Raw genomic sequence first — 20,053 nt, forward strand, 5'->3', positions numbered from 1 at the left:
CTCGGCGCCCAGGCACCTGGTCCGCAGACCCCGTGCCCGGGTCGCGCCGGCCACCCATCCGGCGCCCATCAGGAACCACCCTCCTGGTGCGGAAAAGCCCGATAACCCTCCGGTGGCGCAGGTGATGCCTCCTCCGCCGCGAGCTCCTCCAGCGCCAGCGCGACCACACGGTCCGCGAGCACCGATGACCGGCTCCTGGCACGTTCGCGTACGGCGACTGCCTCGCGTTCTGCCGCCGCGAGCAGGGCCGCCGCCTCGTCCTCGGCGGCACGCAGCACCTACTCGGCGGTGCGCGCGCGTACCCGGCGGGCCTCCTCACGCGCCTCGGCCACGATCGCCTCGGCCTGCCGTTCGGCTTCCTGTCGACGTGACGCGGCGGCCGCGGCGGCCCGCTCGCCTACGGTCCGCGCTTCCGCCTCGGCCTGTTCGAGCAAGGCCAGGGGTGGTGCGAGCTCCGCACGGAGCTCGGCGGAACGGTCGGCGGGGACACCACTCGGTGCGGCCCGGCCGGGCGATGCCGCCGGCCGGAACCACATCGAAGCGGTCTGAGCCGTCCATCCGGCGTCTCTCACTCCGTGTGGGCGATGAGGAAGTCGGCGCTGCCGGACAGCGTGGTGAGTTGGGGCGTGTCCTCGTCCTCGATGCGCACGCCGGACCGCTCGCTGAGGACCTCGACGAAACTCAGGAAGTCCAGCGAGTCCATCTCCAGCACGTCGCGGAACGCGTCGTCGGGGCCCAGGGCGACGACGTCGGCGTCGGGGATGACGGTGGAGATCGATTCCCTGACCATGTCCAGTGCATCGGTTCGGTTCATTTTCAGAGCTGCTCCGGGTTCTGCAGAAGGCGGTTGACCGCCGTGAGGTAGCGGGCGCCGACGGCACCGTCCGTCGCCCGATGGTCCGCCGAAAGGGTCGCCGTGACCACCGGCCGCACACCCAGCAGGCCGTCGACGGCGCACGGCCGGTCGACCACCCGCCCGAAGCCGACCAGGGCCACTTGCGGCGGGTAGATCACGCCGAAGACGGTTTCCACGCCCTGGTCGCCGAGATTGGTGACCGTGATCGTCGCGTCGGACACCTCGGAACCCCGCAGCCTGCCCGTGCGGGCCCGGGCGACCAGGTCCTTCAGGGCGGTCATCAGCTGCGGGAGTGCCAGGGTGTCGGCGTGGTGCAGCGCGGGGGCGACGAGTCCTCCGCCGCGCAGGGAGACGGCCACGCCGAGGTGGACGCCCTCGCCTGCCGTGAAGTGGTCGTCGGTCCAGAAGCCGTTGAGTTCGGGTACTTCCCGGGCCGCCATGGCCGCCGCCTTGAGCAACAGGGTGGCGGGGAGCAGCCGTTCACCGACGGGGCTGCGCCGGTTGTGCTCGTGCAGCCAGTCCATCGCGGCGGCCATGTCCACGGTCGTGGACAGGTAGTAGTGGGGGATGTCCCGGTTGGCGCGGCTCATCAGGCCGGCGATCGCCCGGCGCATGGCCGCCGCCCGGTCTTCGGCAGGGCGCGCGACAGGACGTACGGCCTTGGCACCCGCGGGCGGGGCGGGGGTCGCCGGGCCGCGGGCTGCCCGGCGTACGTCCGCGGCACACACGGCCGATCCTCTGCCCGTCCCCGTCCCCGTCACCGTGGCCAGGTCGACGCCCAGCTCGGCGGCGAGTCGCCGGGCGAACGGGGTGGCCCGCACGCGCGGTGGCCGAGGAGCGGCTCGGGCGGCCGCCGCCTGTTCGACGTCGGTTCGGGTGACGCGCCCTCCGGGGCCGGAGCCGTGCAGTGTCTCCAGGTCGACGCCGCTGTGCTCCGCGAGATGCCGGACCAAGGGGCCGGCCTCGATATGGCCGGGCTGCCGAGCGGCGGGCGGTGCCGACGCCGATACGGGGACCGGGGCGGGTTCGGGTGGCGAGGGCTCGGCCTTCTTCGGCGCGTGACGGACCGGTTGTCGCTCCTCCGCCTTCTCGGCTTCTGTGGGGCCCTCGGGTTTCCTGGCCTTCGCCGGTTTCCGGGGTCTGTGCGGCTTCCCCGCTCTCTCCGGTTCCTGGGGCTTCTCCGCCATCGGCCCGATCAGCGCGAGCGGCGTGCCCACCGGCACCGTCGCACCCGGCTCGACCAGCAGCTCCGTCATGGTCCCGGTTGCGAAGCACTCCACCTCGATGGTCGACTTCGCGGTCTCGACGACCGCGACCGGATCGCCCTTGTGCACGAGGTCCCCTGGCCCCACCAGCCATTCCAGGAGCGTGCCCTCGTCCATGTCGGCGCCGAGGGACGGCATGGTGAACTCGGCCATGATCAGCCCACCGCCCGGTGGGCCGCAGCGACGATGTCGGCGGTCTGCGGCAGGGCGGCCTCCTCCAGCCGCCGGGCGTACGGCATGGGCACTTCGGCGCTGCACACCCGTTCGACGGGCGCGTCCAGGTCGTAGAACGACTCTTCGGCGATGCGGGCGGACACTTCGGCGGCGAGGCTTCCCGTCCGCCATGCCTCGTCGATGACCACCGCCCGGTGGGTCCGGGCCACGGACGCCGCGATTGCCGCATCGTCGAGGGGACGCAACGTGCGCAGGTCGATCACTTCGGCGCTGATGCCCTCGGCGGCCAGCTCTTCCACCGCAGCGAGTGCCTTGGGCAGCGAACCGCCGTACGTGATCAGGGAGATGTCGGTGCCGGGCCTGCGGATCGCGGCGTGGTCCAGGCCCACCGGGTCGGTGGGCGGGAGGAGTTCGCCGGAAACGTTGTAGAGGCTGCCATGCTCGAAGATCAGCACGGGGTCGGGGTCGGCGAGCGCCGGGGCCAGCATGTGGCGGGCGTCCTCAAGGGTGGCGGGGGCGAGTACGCGGATGCCGGGGATGTGCGCGTACCAGCCTTCCAGGCTGTGCGAGTGCTGGGCGGCGAGCTGCCGTCCGGCGCCCGTGGTCATGCGGATGACCAGCGGTACGGGCAGTTGGCCGCCGGACATGTGCAGCAGGGTGGCGGCGTTGTTGAGGATCTGGTCGAGGGCGAGCAGGCTGAAGTTGACGGTCATGATCTCGACGATGGGCCGCATTCCGGCCAGGGCCGCGCCGATGCCGGCGCCCACGAACGCGGACTCCGACAGCGGGGTGTCGCGGACGCGTTCGGGGCCGAACTCCTCCAGCAGGCCGAGGCTGACGCCGAAGCATCCGCCGTAGCGGCCCACGTCCTCACCCATGAGGAACACGCGGTCGTCGGCGCGCAGGGCTTCCCGCAGCGCCTCGCGCATCGCTTCCCGGTAGGTCGTCTTCGCCTCTGCCGTCCCGTCGGCGCCCATGTCAACTCACCGCCTCCGCCGAGGCACTGGTGACGTGGTGGAGCAGGTTCTCGACCGGCTCCTCGGGGGCCTGTTCGGCCGCTTCGACGGCGTGGTCGATCTCGGCGGTGATCCGCTGCTCGATCCGGGCGAGCTCCTTGTCGCCCAGCTCACCGTTCTCGTGCATGCGGTCGGTGAGCAGGCTGATCGGGTCCCGCTCCTTCCACTGCTCGATCTCCACCTTGGCGCGGTAGCGGTCCGGGTCGTACATCGAGTGGGCGCGGAAGCGATAGGTGCGCGCCTCCAGGAAGTGCGGCCCGGTGCCGGCGCGGATGCCCTCGACGGCCCGCCGGGCGGCCTGTTCGACGGCTTCGACGTCCATGCCGTCCACGGCCCAGGCGGGCATGCCGTAGGAGGCGGCGCGCATCGCCAGATCGGTCTGCGCATGCTCCCGGGCGAGCGCGGTGCCCATGGCGTAGAGGTTGTTCTCGCAGACGAGCAGCAGCGGCAGACCCCACAGGGCGGCGAGGTTCGCCGTCTCGTGGAACTCCCCCTCGGCGAAGGCCCCGTCGCCGAAGAAGCAGCAGGTGACGTGGGGCAGTCCCCGCATGCGGTCGGCGAGCGCGAGCCCCGCGGCGAGCGGGAGCCCGCCGGCGACGATCGCGCTGCCGCCGTAGAAGCGGCGGCTCGCGTCGAACAGGTGCATCGATCCACCCCGTCCGCCGCTGCACCCGGTCGTCCGGCCGTGCATCTCCGCCATGACGGCCTCGGCCGCGATGCCGCGCGCCAGGGCGTGCCCGTGTTCGCGGTACGTGGAGACGACCGCGTCCTCGGGGGTCAGTGCCCCGTTCACACCGACGGCGACGGCCTCCTCACCGATGTACAGATGGACGAAGCCTCGGATCTTCGTGGCGCTGTAGAGCTCCACGCAGCGTTCCTCGAAGCGCCGGATGCGCAGCATCGCCTCCAGTAGCTCCCTGCGGTGCTCGGTCCTCGCGTTCTTCTTGTCCGCAGCGGTCTTCATGACGGGCTTCGGGTGCGCCGGGTCCTTCCGCGTGCGGGTGTGGCGGGCCACGCTCATGCGGATCCCTCCAACGTCGACAAGTCGCCTAGAGGCAGGCCGAGTTCACGAGCGCGCAGCAGACGGCGCATCACCTTCCCGCTGCGCGTCTTGGGCAGGTTCTGGTCGAACGCGATCTCCCTGGGAGCAACGGCGGGGCCCAGCTTGCGGCGGCCGAACGCCAGCAGCTCCCGCTCCAGATCCGGGGTCGGTTCGACACCGGGGCGCAGCGACACGAACGCCTTGACGATGTTCCCGGCGACCGGGTCCGGCCGTCCGATCACCCCGGCCTCGGCCACCGACGGGTGCTCCATCAGCGCGCTCTCCACCTCGAACGGGCCGATCAGATGCCCCGCCGACTTGATCACGTCGTCGGCGCGCCCCACGAACCAGTACCAGCCATCCGTGTCCCGGCGGACCAGGTCACCGGTCAGGTACCAGCCGCCGGCGAAGGAGGCGTCGTAGCGCTCCTTGTCGTGCAAGTACCCGCGGAACATCGACGGCCAGCCTGGTCGCAGCGCCAACTCGCCTTCCACATCAGTGCTTTGCACTTCCGTGACCCTGCCGTCGGTGACCAGGGCCCGGCCGTCCTCGCCCTGCTTCAGCACGGTCGCCTCGACGCCGGGCAGCGGCCGCCCCATCGAACCGGGCCGGATCTCGCAGGCCGCGAAGTTCGCGATCATGATGCAACCGGTCTCCGTCTGCCACCAGTTGTCGTGCACCGGAAGACCCAGAACGTCCCGGCCCCACACCACGGCCTCCGGATTGAGGGGTTCACCGACGGACGCGATGAAGCGCAGGGCCGACAGGTCATAGGAGCGCGGCAGATCGTACGGGCCCTCGCGCGGGGTGGCGCGCATGAGCATCCGCAGGGCCGTGGGCGCGGTGTACCAGACGGTGACCCGTTGCTCGCCGAGGATCCGATACCAGCGCCGGGCGTCGTAGTCGCCCTCGTCGACGACCACCGTCACGCCGTGGACGAGCGGCGCGATGATCCCGTACGACATGCCGGTGACCCAGCCGGGGTCGGCGGTGCACCAGTACACGTCCTCGGGGTGCAGATCGAGGGCGTACGCGGCCGTGGCGTAGTGCGCGACGACGGCCTCGTGGACATGGACCGCACCCTTGGGGGTGCCGGTGGTCCCGCTGGTGAAGTGCAGCAGGGCCATGTCGTCGGGCGAGGTCGGCGGGATGGTGAAGGCGTCCGGGGCGGCGGACATCAGGTCGTCGAAGGAGACGGTTCCGGGCAGGTCCTCCGCGCCGGGCCCGACGATCAGGACGTGCTTCAGCCCGGGAACCGACACCCGCCGCTCGGCGACCTTGCGCCGGTACAGTGCCGCCGTGGTGACCAGGACCTGCGCATCGCCCAATCGCAGCCGCTGTTCCACCGGGTCGGGGCCGAAGGCGGAGAAGAGCGGGCAGAGCACGCTGGTGTTCTTCAGTGTGCCCAGCACCGCCGTGTAGAGCTCGGGGCAGCGGCCGAGCAGGGTGAACACCCGGTCCCCGTGGCCGACGCCGAGCGTCTGCAGAACGTTCGCGAAGCGGGCCGTACGGCGGGCGAGTTCCGCGTAGGTGACGGTCGAGACGGAATCGTCCCGGGCGACGCACCGCAGCGCGACCTTCTCCGCGAGGTCCGAGGCCGCGTGCCGGTCAACCGCCTCGTGGGCGATGTTGAGCCCGCCGCCGGGCAGTCCGGCCAGCGCGGCGCGCGCCTGCGACCAGGTGAAGGCGGAGCGGGCCTGGTCATAGTCGGTGAGACGGGGCGGGACGACCGGCGTGGTGTCCTTGTGGATCGTTTCCCAGTGCATGGGTGCTCCTCCCGGCACTGCCCCTGGTCTCCAGAGTCGCCGAGCCCGGCCCTGGCTGCACCTCGGCCGGAGAACGCGGCCCGACCGAGACGGGCGGCGGCATGCTGCGGGCATCATGGTTCCGCCACTCGTCGGCGGGTTGTAGGGGCCGGACGGCCCCGACGCGAGGGTCCAGCCGCCCCGTTCAGGCTCCTGTCGGCCGGGCGGGTTCACTCGCGGTGCAGCACGACTTTGAGGGCGCCCGTGGTGGTGCCGTGAGAGAACACCTCGTAGGCGTCCTGCATCCGATCGAGGGCGAAGGTGTGAGTGACCAGCCGGGAGACGTGCAGGCGTCCGTACCTCACCAGCTCCAGCAGCCAGGGTGTGGAGGACGTGTCCACCTGGCCGGTGCTGATCGTCACGTTCTTGCTCCAGAGATTTTCGAGATGCAATGTGACCGGTTTGCCGTGCGCGCCGATGTTGGCGATGTGACCCCCTGTGCGGACGGCACGGGTGCACAGGACGAAGCCGTCCGGTTCACCCGATGCCTCGATGACCACGTCGGCACCCGGTCCCTCGGACAGTTCGGCGATCATCTTCCCCGGCAGCTCGGCGGCATCGGCCCCCACATGGAGCGCGGCCTCCAGCCGGGCAGCGGCCAGGTCCACCACGATGATCCGGCGGGGCGAGTACAGCCGCGCGATGATCACCGCAGCGAGGCCGACGGGACCCGCTCCCACCACCACGACGGTGTCTCCCGGGCACACGTGTCCGTTCCGCACTCCGACCTCATAGGCGGTCGGGAGGACCTCGGCGAGCAGGACCGCGTCATCGAGCGGGAGGTCCCACGGCCGTCGGTGGGTGGAGTAGTCGGCGAAGGGCACTCGCACGAACTCGGCCTGGGCTCCGTTGATCAGATTCCCCAGGATCCATCCACCGCCCCTGCGGCACTGTCCTGGCGTGGTGTCGCGGCATGCCCTGCAGTGGCCGCAGGCCGAGACGGACGAGACGATCACCTGGTCACCGCGGCGCAGGTCGTGGACTTCGCCGCCGACCTCCATGACCTCGCCGACGGCCTCGTGGCCGAGGATCGTCCCCGGCTTCACCTCGGGGAGGTCTCCCCGCAGGATGTGCAGATCACTGCCGCAGACGGTGGTGGCCTCGACGCGCACGATCGCGTCGGTCGCCTCCTCGATCGCGGGATCCGGGACGGTGTCCCAGGAGGTCTGTTCCGGACCGTGGTAGACGAGCGCTCGCACGGTACTCACTCCCTCGCTCCCCCACCTCCACGGTCACCCCCGCGGGACTCCCGGGCAACACGGGCCGCCCCTGCTTCTCCCGGAGGACGACGAGCCGGCGACGAGGCGCTGCCGCGTCGTGGTGTCGCGCTCGCTCTCCCGGCCGGGGTCCACGCACCTCGGTCCCGCCTCATGCGGGGGCACCTCGGTCCGGTTTCATGTAAGGGCGGCGGAAGACCGGGGCCTGGCCGGTGCCCCACGGGCGTACGGCTGCCAGTGCCTGGGCAACCGTGGACTCCAGCGGGCCGCTGGTGTCGACCGCGACGGCCTCGGGCCAGGGCGGTTCCCTGGCCGCCATGGCGGTGGCGATGCCGGGGCCGGCGTCGGATGTGCCGGCGGCGCGCGTGCTCAGGCGGGCCGCTGAGACGTCGCCCGGCACGTGGCAGTGCAGGGCGACCAGGTCGGCGCCGGTGTGTTCGGCCACGCGCAGGGCCGCGTCCCGCTGCCCCGCATCGGACCACGTGGCGTCCAGGACGACGTACTCGCCGCAGGAAAGTAGGGCGGCTGCGCGGTCGAGCAGGGTGGCGTAGGTCCTGGCGGTCCACTCGGGTGTGTACAGGCCCTCGCCGTAGCCAGCCGCCGCGGACTGCTCCGCGGGGATGCCCGCCAGCTCCTTGCGGAGACGGTCGCTGCTGAGCAGCGTGACGCCGAGGCGGTCGGCCAGCGCCCCGGAGAGGGTGGACTTCCCGCTGCCCGGCAGTCCGCCGACGAGCGTCACGCAGACGGCGGAGGTCCGCAGGTGACGCAGCGTCGTCGAGACCAGCCTCGGGTGAGCCGTCGAGGCCCACGGTGACGACTGGTTGCATGGCGGCGGCCTCCGTCTCGTAAGAAGCTGGAAAGGACGGTGGATGACGGTGACCGAGTCCGATGGCGTGGATGGTCCGGACTGGATGTCGCTGACAAGCCGAGCGTGGTGCGTTCTCTCATTCGAGGCGTACCCCAATCCCCTCCGCTGCGCATGTGGACCTGTGGAGGAGGTGGCCGGAGACATGGAATCCGGCACGAGAGGAGACAGGGGCGGTGACGATTCCCCTGATGGTCGGCGTCGACGGGTCCGAGGCGAGCCTTCAGGCGGTGGACTGGGCCGCCGACGAGGCGGTCCGGCACGAGCTGCCGCTCCACCTTCTGCACGCGGCGGCGAGGGACCACGAAGCGTCCGAAGTGATCAGCGCCGCCTCGGAACGTGCCAGGCAGAGCGCTCCCACGGTGCGGCTGTCGAGCGAGGTGCTGCACGAGGACGCGGCCTCCGCCCTGGCCGGCAAGGGGCGCAACGCCTTCGCTCTGGTACTCGGGTCCAGAGGGCTCGGAGACCTCGCCGGGATGCTCCTGGGCTCGGTCAGCCTGGCCGTGGCGGCACGAGCGGACTGCCCGGTCGTCGTGGTGCGCGGGGCGGCGGAACACCGAAGTGCCCGGTTCGGGAGCATCGTCGTCGGTGTCGAGGAGGGCGAGGGCAGCGGCACGGCCGTGCAGTTCGCGTTCCGCGAGGCCCATGTGCGGCGCTGCCCACTCGTGGCGGTGCACGCCTGGAGCGCACCCTTCGGTGCCTTCACCACACCTCAAGCCCCGTCGTGGTACGCCCTGGAGGCCCACCGGCGCCCGCCGGCGCAGGTGCTCGACGACGCCCTGCGTGGCCCGGCTGAACAGTACGGCGACGCCCCGGTGAGCCGACGGGTGATCGAGGGACCGACCCGCCAGGCACTGCTGGAAGCCGCGGCGGGGGCGGACCTGCTGGTCGTCGGCGCCCGCAAGCGACATGGGCACCTGGGCCTGCAACTGGGCCTGACCAATCACGCGGTACTGCATCACGCGCCGTGTCCGGTCGTACTCGTTCCCCAGATATGACCGTGCCCGGCGCCGAGGACCACGCCGACGGGCAGCCTTGCGAGGCCGGACGTCGACCTCGCAGGGACTTTCGGCCCTGTGACCGAACTCCTCTCCCGTTCGATGGTGGGACCAAGCGGTGGGGGAACGGACCAGCAGCCTGCTGGAGGCCGACTCATGAGCGCACAAGGTTCGCCGTACACATCCGGTCCGCCCCCGCAGCGCCAGGAGCACGTGCCGAAGCGGGCGAACCCCCTGAGACGTACGTCCGACAGGTTCGAGTCCTGGTTCCGCCGCTTCCTGCTGCTCGTCCTTGTCCTCGGACTGCCGGTGGCCGCGCTCAGCGCGGGCCTGACGGCATACGAGTCGTCGATGCGCACCGTGCACGCCCAGGCGGCGGAACGGCAGGAGATCACCGCTCGAGTGACGTCCAAGGTCAAGGGCGACACCGAAGTGGCAAAGCAGTTGGCGCAGGTCCGCTGGACCGACGGGAAAGACACGGTGCGGACGGGAACCGCCCGCGTGAAGTCGGGAACGCCCGACGGCGCCACCGTGCGGGTGTGGGTGGACCAGGACGGAAACCTCGCCAGTGCGCCGATGAACACGCTCAACGCGAGGACCACTGGCTGGTTCGTGGGCGGTATGGCGGCGGTCGGCGTAGCCGCCGGGTTCTTCGCGGTGCGGGCAGGCGTGCTCCTGGTGCTGGACCGGAGAAGGTACGCGCAGTGGGACGCCGAGTGGGACCTGGTGGAGCCCCTGTGGTCCGGGCGCTTCCGCCGGTGACGGACGGGGCGACCGGGCGAAAGCCGAGGAGGTGCCGCCTATGTCCGATGCGACTACCACCGATCTGTACGAAGTGACGATGGCCATGTCCTATCTGCGGGAGGGCATGACCGGCCCGGCGACTTTCAGCCTCTTCGTCCGCGATCTGCCGCCCGAGCGGGGCTTCCTGGTCGCCGCGGGGCTGGAGTCGGCCCTGGACTACCTGTCCGGCCTGCATGTCGGCCCCGAGGACGTCGACGCCTTCGCTTCCGCGCTGCACCGGCCGCCACGAGATCTGGAGTCGCTGCTCGGCCTGGAGTTCACCGGCAGCGTGCGGGCGGTGCCGGAGGGGCGGATCGTGCTCGCGGGAGAGCCCCTGCTGGAGGTGACGTCGCCCCTTCCGCAGGCGCAATTGGCCGAAACGTACGTGCTCAACCAGCTCAGCCACCAGACCACAATCGCCTCGAAGGCCGCGCGCTGCGTGCTCGCCGCGTCCGGGCATCCGGTCGTGGACTTCTCACTGCGGCGCACCCACGGCCCGCAGTCCGGGTTCCAGGCGGCCCGTCTCGGTGCGATGGTCGGCTTCGCCGGGACCAGCAACGTGGCCGCGGCGACCACCGTGGGCATCCCCGCCGTCGGCACCATGGCCCACTCCTTCGTGGAGGCGTTCGCCACGGAGGAAGACGCGTTCCGCGCCTTCGCCCGCTCCCACCCCGGCCCGGTGACCTTCCTGGTGGACACCTACGACACTGAAGAGGGCGTCCGCGTCGCGACGCACGTCCTGCGAGACCTCGACCACGCGGCCCGCGGGCCCGGCTCGGCCGTACGACTGGACAGCGGCGACCTCGGGGCCCTGGCGGTGCGAGCGCGGGCCATCCTCGACAGCGCGGGCCTGCCCGACGTACGGATCATCGCCAGCGGCGGTCTCGACGAGTACGCCGTGGACGACCTGGTCCGCTCCGGCGCACCGATCGACGTCTACGCCGTCGGCACCCGCGTCGGGGTCTCGGCCGACGCACCCTATCTGGATTCCGCGTACAAGATGGTGGAGTACGACGGCCGGGCGGTGATGAAGTTCTCGTCGGCGAAGGTGACGGCACCCGGCCCCAAGCAGGTGTTCCGCCGCCCCGGCTACGCCGACGTGATCGGTCTCGCCGACGAGCAACCACCCGACGACGGCGTTCCGTTGCTGGAGACGGTGATGCGGGGCGGGCGGCGCACCGGCAAGCGGCCCTCACTCGACGAGTGCCGGGAGAGATTCGCCGCGGACTTGAGTGAACTGCCGTCGGCGGCCCGCCGTATCCGAGCGCCGGTCGCGCCTCGCGCGACGGCCTCCGAGCGGCTGGACGCACTCGCCGTCCGCGTCCGGCGCCGCCTCGAGGAGCAGTTGTCGGCCGGCTCCGCACGGCCCCCGGTCCCAGCACGAACCGCACCCGGACCACATCGGTCCGTGCCGAGGTGAGGAGGACAGCGATGCCGCATACGGTGGAATGGAAGGTTCGTCTTCATCTCTTCGAGGACGACGAGGGAACGACGAAGGCACGCGTGAGGCTGGACACCGGCAGCACGGCGCTCACCGGTCATGGGTCCGCGCACTGCCATCCGGCGGACATGAACGTGCCGGAGATCGGCGACGAACTGGCTGCGGGCCGGGCCATGAACCACCTCGCCCAGCAGCTGCTGAACGCCGCCGAGCGCGACATCGAAGGCATGGGCGTGCCCCGGCCGAGCACCCGTCAGGTGGCCGGGTGGCCCATATGACCGACGGCGGTGCAGCAAGCCGCACGACCTCCCAAGTGTCCGGTGCCGGGGCGGGAGCCCGGCAGTAGTCAAGGAGGATCATCCATGGCACATCCCGTACGACCCCGAAGGGGCACGCTTCCGGCGGTCTTGCCCGACCTGGAGGACCTCCGGACCCGGATGGACCAGGTCATGCACGCAGCCTTTCCCCGTGGTCGTTTCGCGGCCGAACCGTGGGCGCCGCCGGCTGATGTCGAGGACACCGAGGACGCCTACCTGGTGGAACTGGAGCTTCCCGGTGTGGACAAGGACCAGATCACCGTGGAGGTCGCCGAGGGCGAACTCGATGTCCACGGTGAGGTCAGGCCGAGGGAACACACCGGGGTGGTCCGCCGGCACACCCGTCGCATCGGACAGTTCGACTACCGCACGACCGTGCCGCCGAACGCCGACACCGAGCACATCAGCGCGGACCTGGCCAACGGAGTCCTCACGGTGAGGGTGCCGAAAACCGAGAAGGGGAAGGTGCAGCGCATCGAGGTCACCAGCTGAGCCGTGGCGGGACCGGCCGCCGGGATCCGTACCTGGGTCCGGTAGGCCGGTGCCCGCTCCCCCCTGAGGGGCGACGGTTCCGTCGTCGGCCTCGTGCGACCACAGTCGGCGTGTCTGTGAGCCGCCGGCGCCGACTGTCCCGCAGGTGCCGAGGGGGAAAACGCCGGCGACGTCGGACCGGCACGCGAGCCGTTCCGCCACGCGCAGTCGCGTGACGTCGGCACTCCTGCGTAGCGAGGTCGGCCTCGGACACCACACCCATGAGGTTGGCCCACAAGCCTCACAGGCCGCCGCATCACTCCTGCCGATCAGTAGCCCCAAGGCCCCGGCACACCCCGCGCAGCCCGGTGTCGGAGGAACTCGGCATCCAGCTCTGACCCGCCCGAGGGACCGCCGCCGGTCTCCGCCCGAACCACGTGCCCAGGTCACCGCGTAGTCTCAGGCCGGTCCGGGACGTCTCGGGCTGCCTCCTCGCCACTGAGCTGGGACTCAACGTCCACCACACCCTCCACGGCGCGGACGAGGCGCTCGGCGACCCAGATGAGCGAGGGATCGTGGACCCGTCCGCGGAGCGTGACGACCCCGTCGTGCACGGACACGTGGATGGCGTGACTGAGCGCGGGGAACAGGTAGGACACCACGGTGCGGCGGACTTCCTCCTCGATGTCCTCGTCCGACCGCAGGAAGACCTTCAGCAGGTCGCCGCGGCTGACGATGCCCCGCAGCCGATCCTCGTCATCGACCACGGGCAGCCGTTTGAGGTGCTTCACGGCCATGATCCGGGCTGCCTGGGCCAGGGTGACGTCGGGGTGAACCGTGACAGCGGGGGTGCTCATCAGCTCCCCAGCGGTCACCGCCCCCGCTTTGGCCAGGCCGGACAGGCGCCGGATCCGCTCGGCGCGGGTGAGGTCGCGGTCCCGGAACTCCTCCTTGGGCAGCAGGTCGGCCTCGGAGACCACTCCGACGACCCGTCCGTCACCCTCCACGACCGGCACCGCACTGACTTTCCACTGCTCCATGGCCCGCACGATCTCCTTGAACCGCGCGCCGCGTCCGACGGCCACCACGGGGAGGGTCATCACATCGCTCACGATGTGCGCAGCGTCAGGCATGTCCTGGGTCCTTGAGGGCGTGGTCCTTGGGGGCGCGCCGGAGGAGTTGGTTCAGTCGCATGCCTCCAGCATCGCCGCAGCCCGGCGTACCGCAATCCGGCCGAAGGCCACCCGATCCGAGAGCCGGTCCGTATGTCGCGGCGGTGCGCAGGCGGTGCGACGGTATTCACAGGGGCTCTTGGCAGCCGGACGGAGAAGGGGTGGCGGCGATGGAACTGCCGCTGGTCGTGGGCGTCGACGGATCGGACTCCAGCCTGCTCGCGGTCGACTGGGCAGTGGACGAAGCGGCACGCCACGGGCTGCCGCTGCGCCTGGTCAACGGCTCCCTGTGGGAGCGCTACGAGGGAGCCCTGCCGTCCTTCAGCACCAAACGTCCCGCCGAGGAGGTCGCGGCGCAGCACATCATCGCCACCTGCGCGGAACGCGCCCGGCTTCGCGATCCCGAGTTGAAGGTGTCGGGCGAGGTACTGCCGGGCGACGCCGTGTCCGTGCTGCTGCGGGCGGGGCCCGACGCGTTCGCCCTGGTCACGGGCGTTCGTGGGCGGGGTGAGCTGGCCGGGTTCCTGCTGGGATCGGTCAGCCTGGCGGTGGCGGCTCGCGCCGTGTGCCCGGTCATCGTGGTCCGCGGCTCGGAACGGAACCTTCAGGGCTCCTTCGGCCGGGTCGTGGTAGGCGTCGGCGGCTCGACCGACGGTGCGGGCGCCGTACAGTTCGCCGTCCGCGAGGCCGAGGTGCGCGGCTGCGCCCTGACGGCCGTACGGGCCTGGCGCAGCCCGGCCCACGAGCACGTGGACCACCCCTTGATCGCAGACGACGCCGCCCAAGTGCACGAGGAGCGGGCCTCCAGCCGCCTCACCGACGGGCTCCGAGAAGCCGTACGAGAACACCCCGGCGTGGAGGCGCACCGTCAGCCGGTCGAAGGCCCCGCCCACCACGTCCTGCTGAAGGCATCGGCCGATGCCGACCTGATCGTCGTAGGCGCTCAGCGACGTCACGGTCACTTCGGTCTGCAGCTCGGCAGGGTCGCCCACGCCCTGCTGCACCACTCCGAGTGCCCGGTCGCCGTCATCCCTCAGCGGATCTGAGGTCTCCCAGCGCGGGCCGGGGCTGCCACGGCTTCTGAGGGAGAAGGAAGGGCGGCGGATGTCGGAGTGGACGTGGGAGTACGAGGGCTACGACCCCGGTGCCGAGCGGTTGCGTGAATCGCTCTGCACGCTCGGCAACGGCTACTTCGCCACGCGGGGCGCGGTGCCCGAGTGCCGGGCGGGGCTGGTGCACTGCCCGGGAACCTACGCGGCCGGGTGCTACGACCGCCTGGAGTCGACTGTGGCGGGGCGGCAGGTGGTGAACGAGGACCTGGTCAACCTCCCGAACTGGCTGCTCCTGCGGTTTCGTCTGCGCCGCGCCGAGGGGGCGTGGGGCCCGTGGTTCTCCCCGGACACGCACGCCCTCCTGGACCACCGGCACACCCTGGACCTGCGCCGCGCCATCCTCACCCGTGTCTTCCGCCACCGGGACGACGAGGCGGGCGTGCTCGGCGTCGAGCAGACCCGCCTGGTGCACATGGGGGACCCTCACCTGGCCGCGCTGCGGACCGTCTTCACAGCCGAGGACTGGTCGGGAGAGATCGAGATCGAGTCCGCCCTCGACGGCGAGGTCATCAACGGCAACGTGCACCGTTACCGCGCCCTCGACCACCGCCATGTGACCCGGGTGCGGACCGGGGCACAAGAGCCCCACACGGTCTGGCTGACCTGCCGGACCAGCTCCTCAGACATCGGTATAGCCATGTCGGCCCGAACGGTCGTCACTGGTCGGCCCGCAGCCTCGTCGGTGTTTCGTCCGGCCCGCCACCGTGCGGTCCACCGCCTGGTGGTCCCAATCGCTGCCGGCCGCCCCGTCGCCGTGGAGAAGACCGTGGCACTGCACACCTCACGCGACACGGCGATCAGCGACCCCCTCGGCGAAGCGGTCGACCGGGTGTCCACCGCGGCGGGCTTCCCGGCCCTGCTGGACTCCCACGTCGCCGCGTGGGAGCGGCTGTGGCGACGCGCGGACATCCAGGTGCCCGGCCAGGCCGGTCGTATCCTGCGCTTCCACCTCTTCCACGTCCTGCAGACGCTGTCACCGCACACCGCGGATCTCGACGTGGGCGTCCCGGCCCGAGGGCTGCACGGCGAGGCATACCGGGGCCATGTCTTCTGGGACGAGCTGTTCGTCCTGCCGTACCTCAACCTGCACTTCCCCGAGGTCTCCCGGGCCCTGCTGAACTACCGCTACCGGCGCCTCCCACGGGCCTGCCGGGCCGCCTCCGAGATCGGCCGAGCCGGGGCGATGTACCCGTGGCAGAGCGGCAGCGACGGCTGCGAGGAGACCCAACAATGGCATCTCAACCCCCGCTCGGGACGCTGGCTACCGGACAACTCCCGGCTCCAGCACCACGTCGGCTCGGCGATCGCCTACAACATCTGGCAGTACTGCGAGGCCACCGGCGACACCGAGTTCCTGCACACCAAAGGCGCGGAGATGCTGCTGCAGATCGCCCGCTTCTGGGCGGACACCGCGGACTTCGAGCCCGGCACGAACCGCTATCGCATCCGCGGCGTCGTCGGACCCGACGAGTACCACGACGGCTACCCGGGTGCCGCCCGGCCGGGACTGGACGACAACACGTACACCAACGTCACCGCCGCCTGGGTCCTCACCCGCGCTCTGGAGCTGCTGCGGCGCCTTCCCGCATGGCGCCGGGAGGAAGTGTTCGAACGCGTGCGGCTGAACAGCGACGAGCTGCCGAGGTGGGAGGAGGTCTCCCGGCGGCTGCTGGTGCCGTTCCACCGGGGCGTCATCAGCCAGTTCGAGGGCTACGACGACCTCGCCGAACTCGACTGGGACGCCTACCGGGCCCGCTACGACAACATCCGGCGGCTGGACCGGATCCTGGAGGCCGAAGGCGACACGGTCAACCGCTACAAGGCGTCCAAGCAGGCCGACGTCCTCATGCTCGGCTACCTCTTCTCCCCCGCCGAGTTGCGGCACCTGTTCCGTCGGCTCGGATACGACCTGGACGACGAGATCTGGCGCAGGACCGTCGACTACTACCTCCACCGCACCAGCCACGGCTCCACCCTCAGCGGACTCGTCCACGGCCTGGTCCTCGCCAGGGTCAGGCGAGCCGAGGCGTGGCAGTACGTCCACGAGGCCCTGGAGGCGGACATCGCCGACATCCAGGGCGGCACGACCGGTGAAGGCATCCATCTCGGGGCCATGGCCGGGACACTCGACCTGGTCCAGCGCGGCCTGACGGGACTTCAGACGCGCGAGGACGCACTGTGGCTGGACCCGGTGCCCCTTCCGGCGCTCTCCGAGTACGGATTCTCGCTGCGCTACCGCGGACACTGGGGCGTCGGCCTACGGCGGCGGAGCGGGCAGCTGGAGATCGGCGTACCCGACTCGGAGGAGTCACCGATCCGCGTAGTGCTGGCCGACCGGGCCGTCACCATCGCGCCCGGGGAGACTTGCACGCTCGTGCTGCCAGCGAGTTGATCCGCGCGGACGGCGTGCCGGGCTTCCATGACGGGGAGGACCACTCGTCGTCGGCGGGCATGGTCAGCCACGCCGCTGCCCGACCAGCTCGGACGGGCAGTGCGGCGGCCGAGGAGGCGACTGGCCGGCGGCCTGCTCGCCGATGCGCTGAAAGACCTCGCCGTCAACCTCGACCAGCGTTTCCTCCACACGGGCGGAACACCGACGGCAGTCTTCCCCGCGTACGCCGCCGACCACGACCGCAGCCGCGCGCAGCCCCGAGCCAGGGTGCAGTCTGAGAAGGTAGGGAACCGTCCTCCGGGGCAATCGAGTTCACGACGGGAGCGGTGATGGCACCCAATACACCAAGCCGTCCGGACGCGGCTCCGCCACGGCCGTGAACCGGCGCGGAGGCAGCCGGAGGCCCGCTGCGGAGGTCGGCCGACTTCAGAGCATGCCTCCCGCCACGGGGCTGTCGTCGGACGAGGCCGCGCGACGACTGGAGCGCCATGGGCCCAACGAGATCCCAGCGGAGCCGCGGACCCCGGTGTGGCGGCGGGTGCTGCAACAACTGCGCGATCCGCTGATCCTCGTCCTACTCGTTGCCGCCGCCCTGACCATCGCTACCGGCGATCTCTCCGACGCCGCCGTGATCCTGCTCGTGATCACCGTGAACACCGTGGTCGGCGTCGTACAGGAAGTGCGGGCGGAACAGGCGGTGATGGCCCTGTCCGCCATGAGCGCCCCTGCGGCCAGGGTGGTGCGGGACGGTGGGGAACGTTCCGTTCCGGCTGCCGAGGTGGTTCCGGGTGACCTGGTCCTGCTGTCCGAGGGGGACATCGTCCCCGCGGACGCAGACGTGCTGGCCGCGGCGTTGCTACTGGCGGACGAGTCGTCGCTGACGGGTGAGTCAGTGCCGGTGGAGAAGGCCCCTGACCCGGATGCGTCGCGCGGTGCTGTGTCGGCGGGTACGGTCGTTGTCCGTGGCCACGGCCGTGTGGTGGTCACGGCCACCGGGGCCGACAGCGCGCTCGGCCGGATCGCCTCCCTGATGGGTGCCGCACCCGGTCTGACTCCGCTGCAGCACCGGCTCGCGAGGTTCGGCCGGACGCTGGCGGCCGTCACCGTGGCGCTGTGCGCGGTGGTCCTCGCGCTCGGGCTGGTACGCGGACAGCCCGTGGAGCTGATGATCGTGGCGGCGATCAGCCTCGCCGTCGCGGCCGTTCCGGAGTCCCTCCCCGCAGTAGTCACGCTTGCTCTGGCCCTGGGAGCGCGGCGGATGGCGGACCGGCACGCCATCGTCCGCCGGCTGCCCGCAGTGGAGACCCTGGGCTCGGTGACCGTGATCGCCACCGACAAGACCGGCACCCTGACCGAGGGCCGGATGGCGGCCGAGCAGCTGTGGACACCGCGCGGAGAGGCAGCGGTCGTGGGCACGGGCTATGACCCCGGGGGCCGGGTTGTCCGCGACGGCGAGACCGTGACCGCAGGCGACGCGCCCGACCTGGTGGCATTGCTGCGTGTCGCGATGCTGTGCAACGACGCCGCGCTTCAGCCTCCGCCGGACGGCTCCACGGAGTGGAGTGCGCTGGGCGATCCCACAGAGGCCGCTCTGCTGGTGGCCGGGGTCCGACTCGGGCTGGACCGAGCGGCGCTGGACCGCGAGTTGCCGCGACTGGAGGAGATCCCGTTCGACAGCGAGCGCAAGCGGATGACGACCGTGCACCGCCGGCCGGAGTCAGGACTGTGGGTCGCGTGCAAAGGGGCGCCGGAATCCGTGCTCCGGCCGCAGATCCTGGCCGACGGCCCTGAAGCGCTCGCCCGAGCGGCCGCACACGCGGAGGCGCTGGCACGCCGTGGGTACCGCGTGCTCGCCCTCGCCTCGGCCGTCCACGAGGAGAGGGGGCCACGGCCCACGACATGGGAGTCGGGCCTGTCACTCCTTGGCCTCGTCGGCATCCTGGACCCGCCCCGCAGCGCGTCCGAGCCGACGATCGCCGCCTGCAAACGGGCCGGCATCGTCCCCGTACTCATCACCGGTGACCACCCGCTGACCGCACGGGCCATAGCCGGGCGCCTGGGCATCGCCACCCGCGACGAGGAGGTCACCACCGGCGATCGGATCCGGGAGGGCACGGCGGGTGACCTCACAGGCGTACGGGTCTATGCCCGCACCACTCCCGAGCAGAAGCTGGACATCGTCCAGGCGTGGCGCGGGGCCGGGCAGGTGGTGGCGATGACGGGGGACGGCGTCAACGACGGCCCGGCCCTGCGGCGGGCCGACATCGGCGTCGCCATGGGACGGCGCGGCACCGAGGTGGCACGCCAGGCGGCCGACTTGGTGCTCGCTGACGACAACCCGGCCACGATCGTGGCAGCCGTGGAGGAGGGGCGCCGCGTCTACGCGAACGTACGCCGGTTCCTGCTCTACGCGCTCGCCGGGGGCACCGCGGAGATCCTGGTCATGCTCCTCGGCCCCTTTCTGGGGATGCCGCTGCCGCTGCTGCCCGCGCAGATCCTGTGGATCAACCTGCTCACGCACGGCCTGCCCGGTGTCGCGCTCGGCGCGGAGCCCGTCGCGCCGGACGCGATGCGCAACCCGCCCCGGCCCCCCGAGGAGAGCGTGCTGGGTGCCGGCCTGTGGCCGCGGATCCTGCTCATGGGCTCCTTCGTCGCCACGGTCACCCTCGTGGTCGGGGTGTGGGCCCGGGAGACCGGACGCCCGTGGCAGTCCATGGTGTTCCTGATCCTCGGCGCCACCCAGCTCGGCGTGGCGCTCGGCTCCCGGGCCCGCCCGGGCAGCCTGGCCAACCCGTTCCTGCTGGTCGCCGTGGGCGCGGCACTGGGCCTCCAGGCGGCGGGCGTCTATCTGCCGCCCCTGCGGGAGCTGCTGGGCACGGAGCCACTTCCGCCCACCGACCTGGCGATCGCCGGCTTGGTGTCCGGCCTCGGCCATGTCGTCATGCGCCTTCAGGCCCGGCTGAGACCGGAGCGCCCACCGCGCGGGGGCCCGCCTTGAGGCCCGAGAGCGCCCCGCCCGGCATGCGCACAGCAGACGCGGAATCCACACTGGTCTGTGGGAGTACCGGCCGGGGTGGGCCAGGCTCCATGGGCTCTCCCCGCGTGGATCACGACGCCCGAAGGAGAC

General features: G+C 71.4%; 17 protein-coding genes and 1 pseudogene. 8 read left to right on the forward strand and 10 right to left on the reverse strand.

Annotated elements, in window-relative coordinates:
* Positions 1 to 68: 68 nt before the first annotated feature.
* The 9 genes and pseudogenes from AQJ91_RS20215 to AQJ91_RS20255 all read right to left on the reverse strand — a co-directional run.
* The gene (locus tag AQJ91_RS20215) at positions 69 to 278 is read right to left on the reverse strand and encodes a hypothetical protein (RefSeq protein WP_067023433.1); all 210 of its coding nucleotides are present in this window, start codon (positions 276 to 278) and stop codon (positions 69 to 71) included.
* Positions 279 to 536 (reverse strand): hypothetical protein, encoded by a 258-nt coding sequence (locus AQJ91_RS20220; protein WP_067023436.1) that lies wholly within the window; start codon positions 534 to 536, stop codon positions 279 to 281.
* A gap of 32 nt (positions 537 to 568) precedes the next feature.
* Positions 569 to 814, reverse strand: coding sequence for an acyl carrier protein (locus AQJ91_RS20225; protein WP_067023438.1), 246 nt, complete (start codon positions 812 to 814; stop codon positions 569 to 571).
* 2 nt (positions 815 to 816) lie between these two features.
* Positions 817 to 2,274 (reverse strand): dihydrolipoamide acetyltransferase family protein, encoded by a 1,458-nt coding sequence (locus tag AQJ91_RS20230; RefSeq protein ID WP_067023439.1) that lies wholly within the window; start codon positions 2,272 to 2,274, stop codon positions 817 to 819.
* Between the two features lie 2 nt (positions 2,275 to 2,276).
* Positions 2,277 to 3,272 (reverse strand): alpha-ketoacid dehydrogenase subunit beta, encoded by a 996-nt coding sequence (locus AQJ91_RS20235; protein WP_067023441.1) that lies wholly within the window; start codon positions 3,270 to 3,272, stop codon positions 2,277 to 2,279.
* A gap of 1 nt (position 3,273) precedes the next feature.
* Positions 3,274 to 4,275: a pyruvate dehydrogenase (acetyl-transferring) E1 component subunit alpha gene (gene pdhA, locus AQJ91_RS20240; protein ID WP_067023786.1), complete on the reverse strand. Its 1,002-nt coding sequence runs from the start codon at positions 4,273 to 4,275 to the stop codon at positions 3,274 to 3,276.
* Positions 4,276 to 4,328: 53 nt separating this feature from the next.
* The gene (gene acsA, locus AQJ91_RS20245) at positions 4,329 to 6,119 is read right to left on the reverse strand and encodes an acetate--CoA ligase (RefSeq protein WP_067023442.1); all 1,791 of its coding nucleotides are present in this window, start codon (positions 6,117 to 6,119) and stop codon (positions 4,329 to 4,331) included.
* A 209-nt stretch (positions 6,120 to 6,328) separates the two neighbouring features.
* Positions 6,329 to 7,357 (reverse strand): alcohol dehydrogenase catalytic domain-containing protein, encoded by a 1,029-nt coding sequence (locus AQJ91_RS20250; protein WP_067023443.1) that lies wholly within the window; start codon positions 7,355 to 7,357, stop codon positions 6,329 to 6,331.
* Between the two features lie 169 nt (positions 7,358 to 7,526).
* A pseudogene (locus tag AQJ91_RS20255) lies at positions 7,527 to 8,171 on the reverse strand (AAA family ATPase); the annotation flags it as partial.
* A gap of 245 nt (positions 8,172 to 8,416) precedes the next feature.
* Here AQJ91_RS20255 and AQJ91_RS20260 point away from each other — a divergent pair.
* From AQJ91_RS20260 to AQJ91_RS20280, 5 genes are all read left to right on the forward strand, one after another.
* Entirely contained in the window at positions 8,417 to 9,238 is an 822-nt protein-coding gene (locus AQJ91_RS20260; protein WP_067023444.1) for a universal stress protein, read from the forward strand.
* Between the two features lie 156 nt (positions 9,239 to 9,394).
* Positions 9,395 to 10,000 (forward strand): Rv1733c family protein, encoded by a 606-nt coding sequence (locus AQJ91_RS20265; protein WP_067023445.1) that lies wholly within the window; start codon positions 9,395 to 9,397, stop codon positions 9,998 to 10,000.
* Between the two features lie 40 nt (positions 10,001 to 10,040).
* Complete coding sequence (locus AQJ91_RS20270) at positions 10,041 to 11,441, forward strand: nicotinate phosphoribosyltransferase (protein WP_067023446.1); 1,401 nt, start codon at positions 10,041 to 10,043, stop codon at positions 11,439 to 11,441.
* 11 nt (positions 11,442 to 11,452) lie between these two features.
* Positions 11,453 to 11,740: a DUF1876 domain-containing protein gene (locus AQJ91_RS20275; RefSeq protein WP_067023449.1), complete on the forward strand. Its 288-nt coding sequence runs from the start codon at positions 11,453 to 11,455 to the stop codon at positions 11,738 to 11,740.
* Between the two features lie 171 nt (positions 11,741 to 11,911).
* Positions 11,912 to 12,271 (forward strand): Hsp20/alpha crystallin family protein, encoded by a 360-nt coding sequence (locus tag AQJ91_RS20280; RefSeq protein ID WP_234382657.1) that lies wholly within the window; start codon positions 11,912 to 11,914, stop codon positions 12,269 to 12,271.
* A gap of 425 nt (positions 12,272 to 12,696) precedes the next feature.
* Here the strand turns inward: AQJ91_RS20280 and AQJ91_RS20285 are convergent, their stop codons facing one another.
* Positions 12,697 to 13,383 (reverse strand): CBS domain-containing protein, encoded by a 687-nt coding sequence (locus AQJ91_RS20285; RefSeq protein ID WP_199847973.1) that lies wholly within the window; start codon positions 13,381 to 13,383, stop codon positions 12,697 to 12,699.
* Between the two features lie 209 nt (positions 13,384 to 13,592).
* Between AQJ91_RS20285 and AQJ91_RS20290 the strand changes: the two genes are divergently transcribed.
* From AQJ91_RS20290 to AQJ91_RS20300, 3 genes are all read left to right on the forward strand, one after another.
* Positions 13,593 to 14,468 carry a universal stress protein gene (locus AQJ91_RS20290; RefSeq protein ID WP_067023792.1) on the forward strand — a complete coding sequence of 292 codons (876 nt, stop codon included), beginning with the start codon at positions 13,593 to 13,595 and terminating at the stop codon, positions 14,466 to 14,468.
* Between the two features lie 58 nt (positions 14,469 to 14,526).
* Complete coding sequence (locus AQJ91_RS20295) at positions 14,527 to 16,926, forward strand: glycoside hydrolase family 65 protein (RefSeq protein ID WP_067023454.1); 2,400 nt, start codon at positions 14,527 to 14,529, stop codon at positions 16,924 to 16,926.
* A gap of 433 nt (positions 16,927 to 17,359) precedes the next feature.
* Positions 17,360 to 19,924: a cation-translocating P-type ATPase gene (locus AQJ91_RS20300; RefSeq protein WP_067023457.1), complete on the forward strand. Its 2,565-nt coding sequence runs from the start codon at positions 17,360 to 17,362 to the stop codon at positions 19,922 to 19,924.
* Positions 19,925 to 20,053: the final 129 nt, after the last annotated feature.

Origin of the sequence: Streptomyces dysideae, assembly GCF_001514305.1 — a bacterium.
Lineage (GTDB): Bacteria > Actinomycetota > Actinomycetes > Streptomycetales > Streptomycetaceae > Streptomyces > Streptomyces dysideae.

What these genes read in the sequence shown, in the direction of transcription:
- AQJ91_RS20265 (WP_067023445.1), top strand. Translation starts at nt 9,395, where the DNA reads ATGAGCGCACAAGGTTCGCCGTACACATCCGGTCCGCCCCCGCAGCGC.
- pdhA (WP_067023786.1), bottom strand. Translation starts at nt 4,275, where the DNA reads ATGAAGACCGCTGCGGACAAGAAGAACGCGAGGACCGAGCACCGCAGG.
- AQJ91_RS20270 (WP_067023446.1), top strand. Translation starts at nt 10,041, where the DNA reads ATGTCCGATGCGACTACCACCGATCTGTACGAAGTGACGATGGCCATG.
- AQJ91_RS20225 (WP_067023438.1), bottom strand. Translation starts at nt 814, where the DNA reads ATGAACCGAACCGATGCACTGGACATGGTCAGGGAATCGATCTCCACC.
- AQJ91_RS20275 (WP_067023449.1), top strand. Translation starts at nt 11,453, where the DNA reads ATGCCGCATACGGTGGAATGGAAGGTTCGTCTTCATCTCTTCGAGGAC.
- AQJ91_RS20220 (WP_067023436.1), bottom strand. Translation starts at nt 536, where the DNA reads ATGTGGTTCCGGCCGGCGGCATCGCCCGGCCGGGCCGCACCGAGTGGT.
- AQJ91_RS20295 (WP_067023454.1), top strand. Translation starts at nt 14,527, where the DNA reads ATGTCGGAGTGGACGTGGGAGTACGAGGGCTACGACCCCGGTGCCGAG.
- AQJ91_RS20285 (WP_199847973.1), bottom strand. Translation starts at nt 13,383, where the DNA reads ATGCCTGACGCTGCGCACATCGTGAGCGATGTGATGACCCTCCCCGTG.
- AQJ91_RS20290 (WP_067023792.1), top strand. Translation starts at nt 13,593, where the DNA reads ATGGAACTGCCGCTGGTCGTGGGCGTCGACGGATCGGACTCCAGCCTG.
- AQJ91_RS20230 (WP_067023439.1), bottom strand. Translation starts at nt 2,274, where the DNA reads ATGGCCGAGTTCACCATGCCGTCCCTCGGCGCCGACATGGACGAGGGC.
- acsA (WP_067023442.1), bottom strand. Translation starts at nt 6,119, where the DNA reads ATGCACTGGGAAACGATCCACAAGGACACCACGCCGGTCGTCCCGCCC.
- AQJ91_RS20235 (WP_067023441.1), bottom strand. Translation starts at nt 3,272, where the DNA reads ATGGGCGCCGACGGGACGGCAGAGGCGAAGACGACCTACCGGGAAGCG.
- AQJ91_RS20280 (WP_234382657.1), top strand. Translation starts at nt 11,912, where the DNA reads ATGCACGCAGCCTTTCCCCGTGGTCGTTTCGCGGCCGAACCGTGGGCG.
- AQJ91_RS20300 (WP_067023457.1), top strand. Translation starts at nt 17,360, where the DNA reads ATGCCTCCCGCCACGGGGCTGTCGTCGGACGAGGCCGCGCGACGACTG.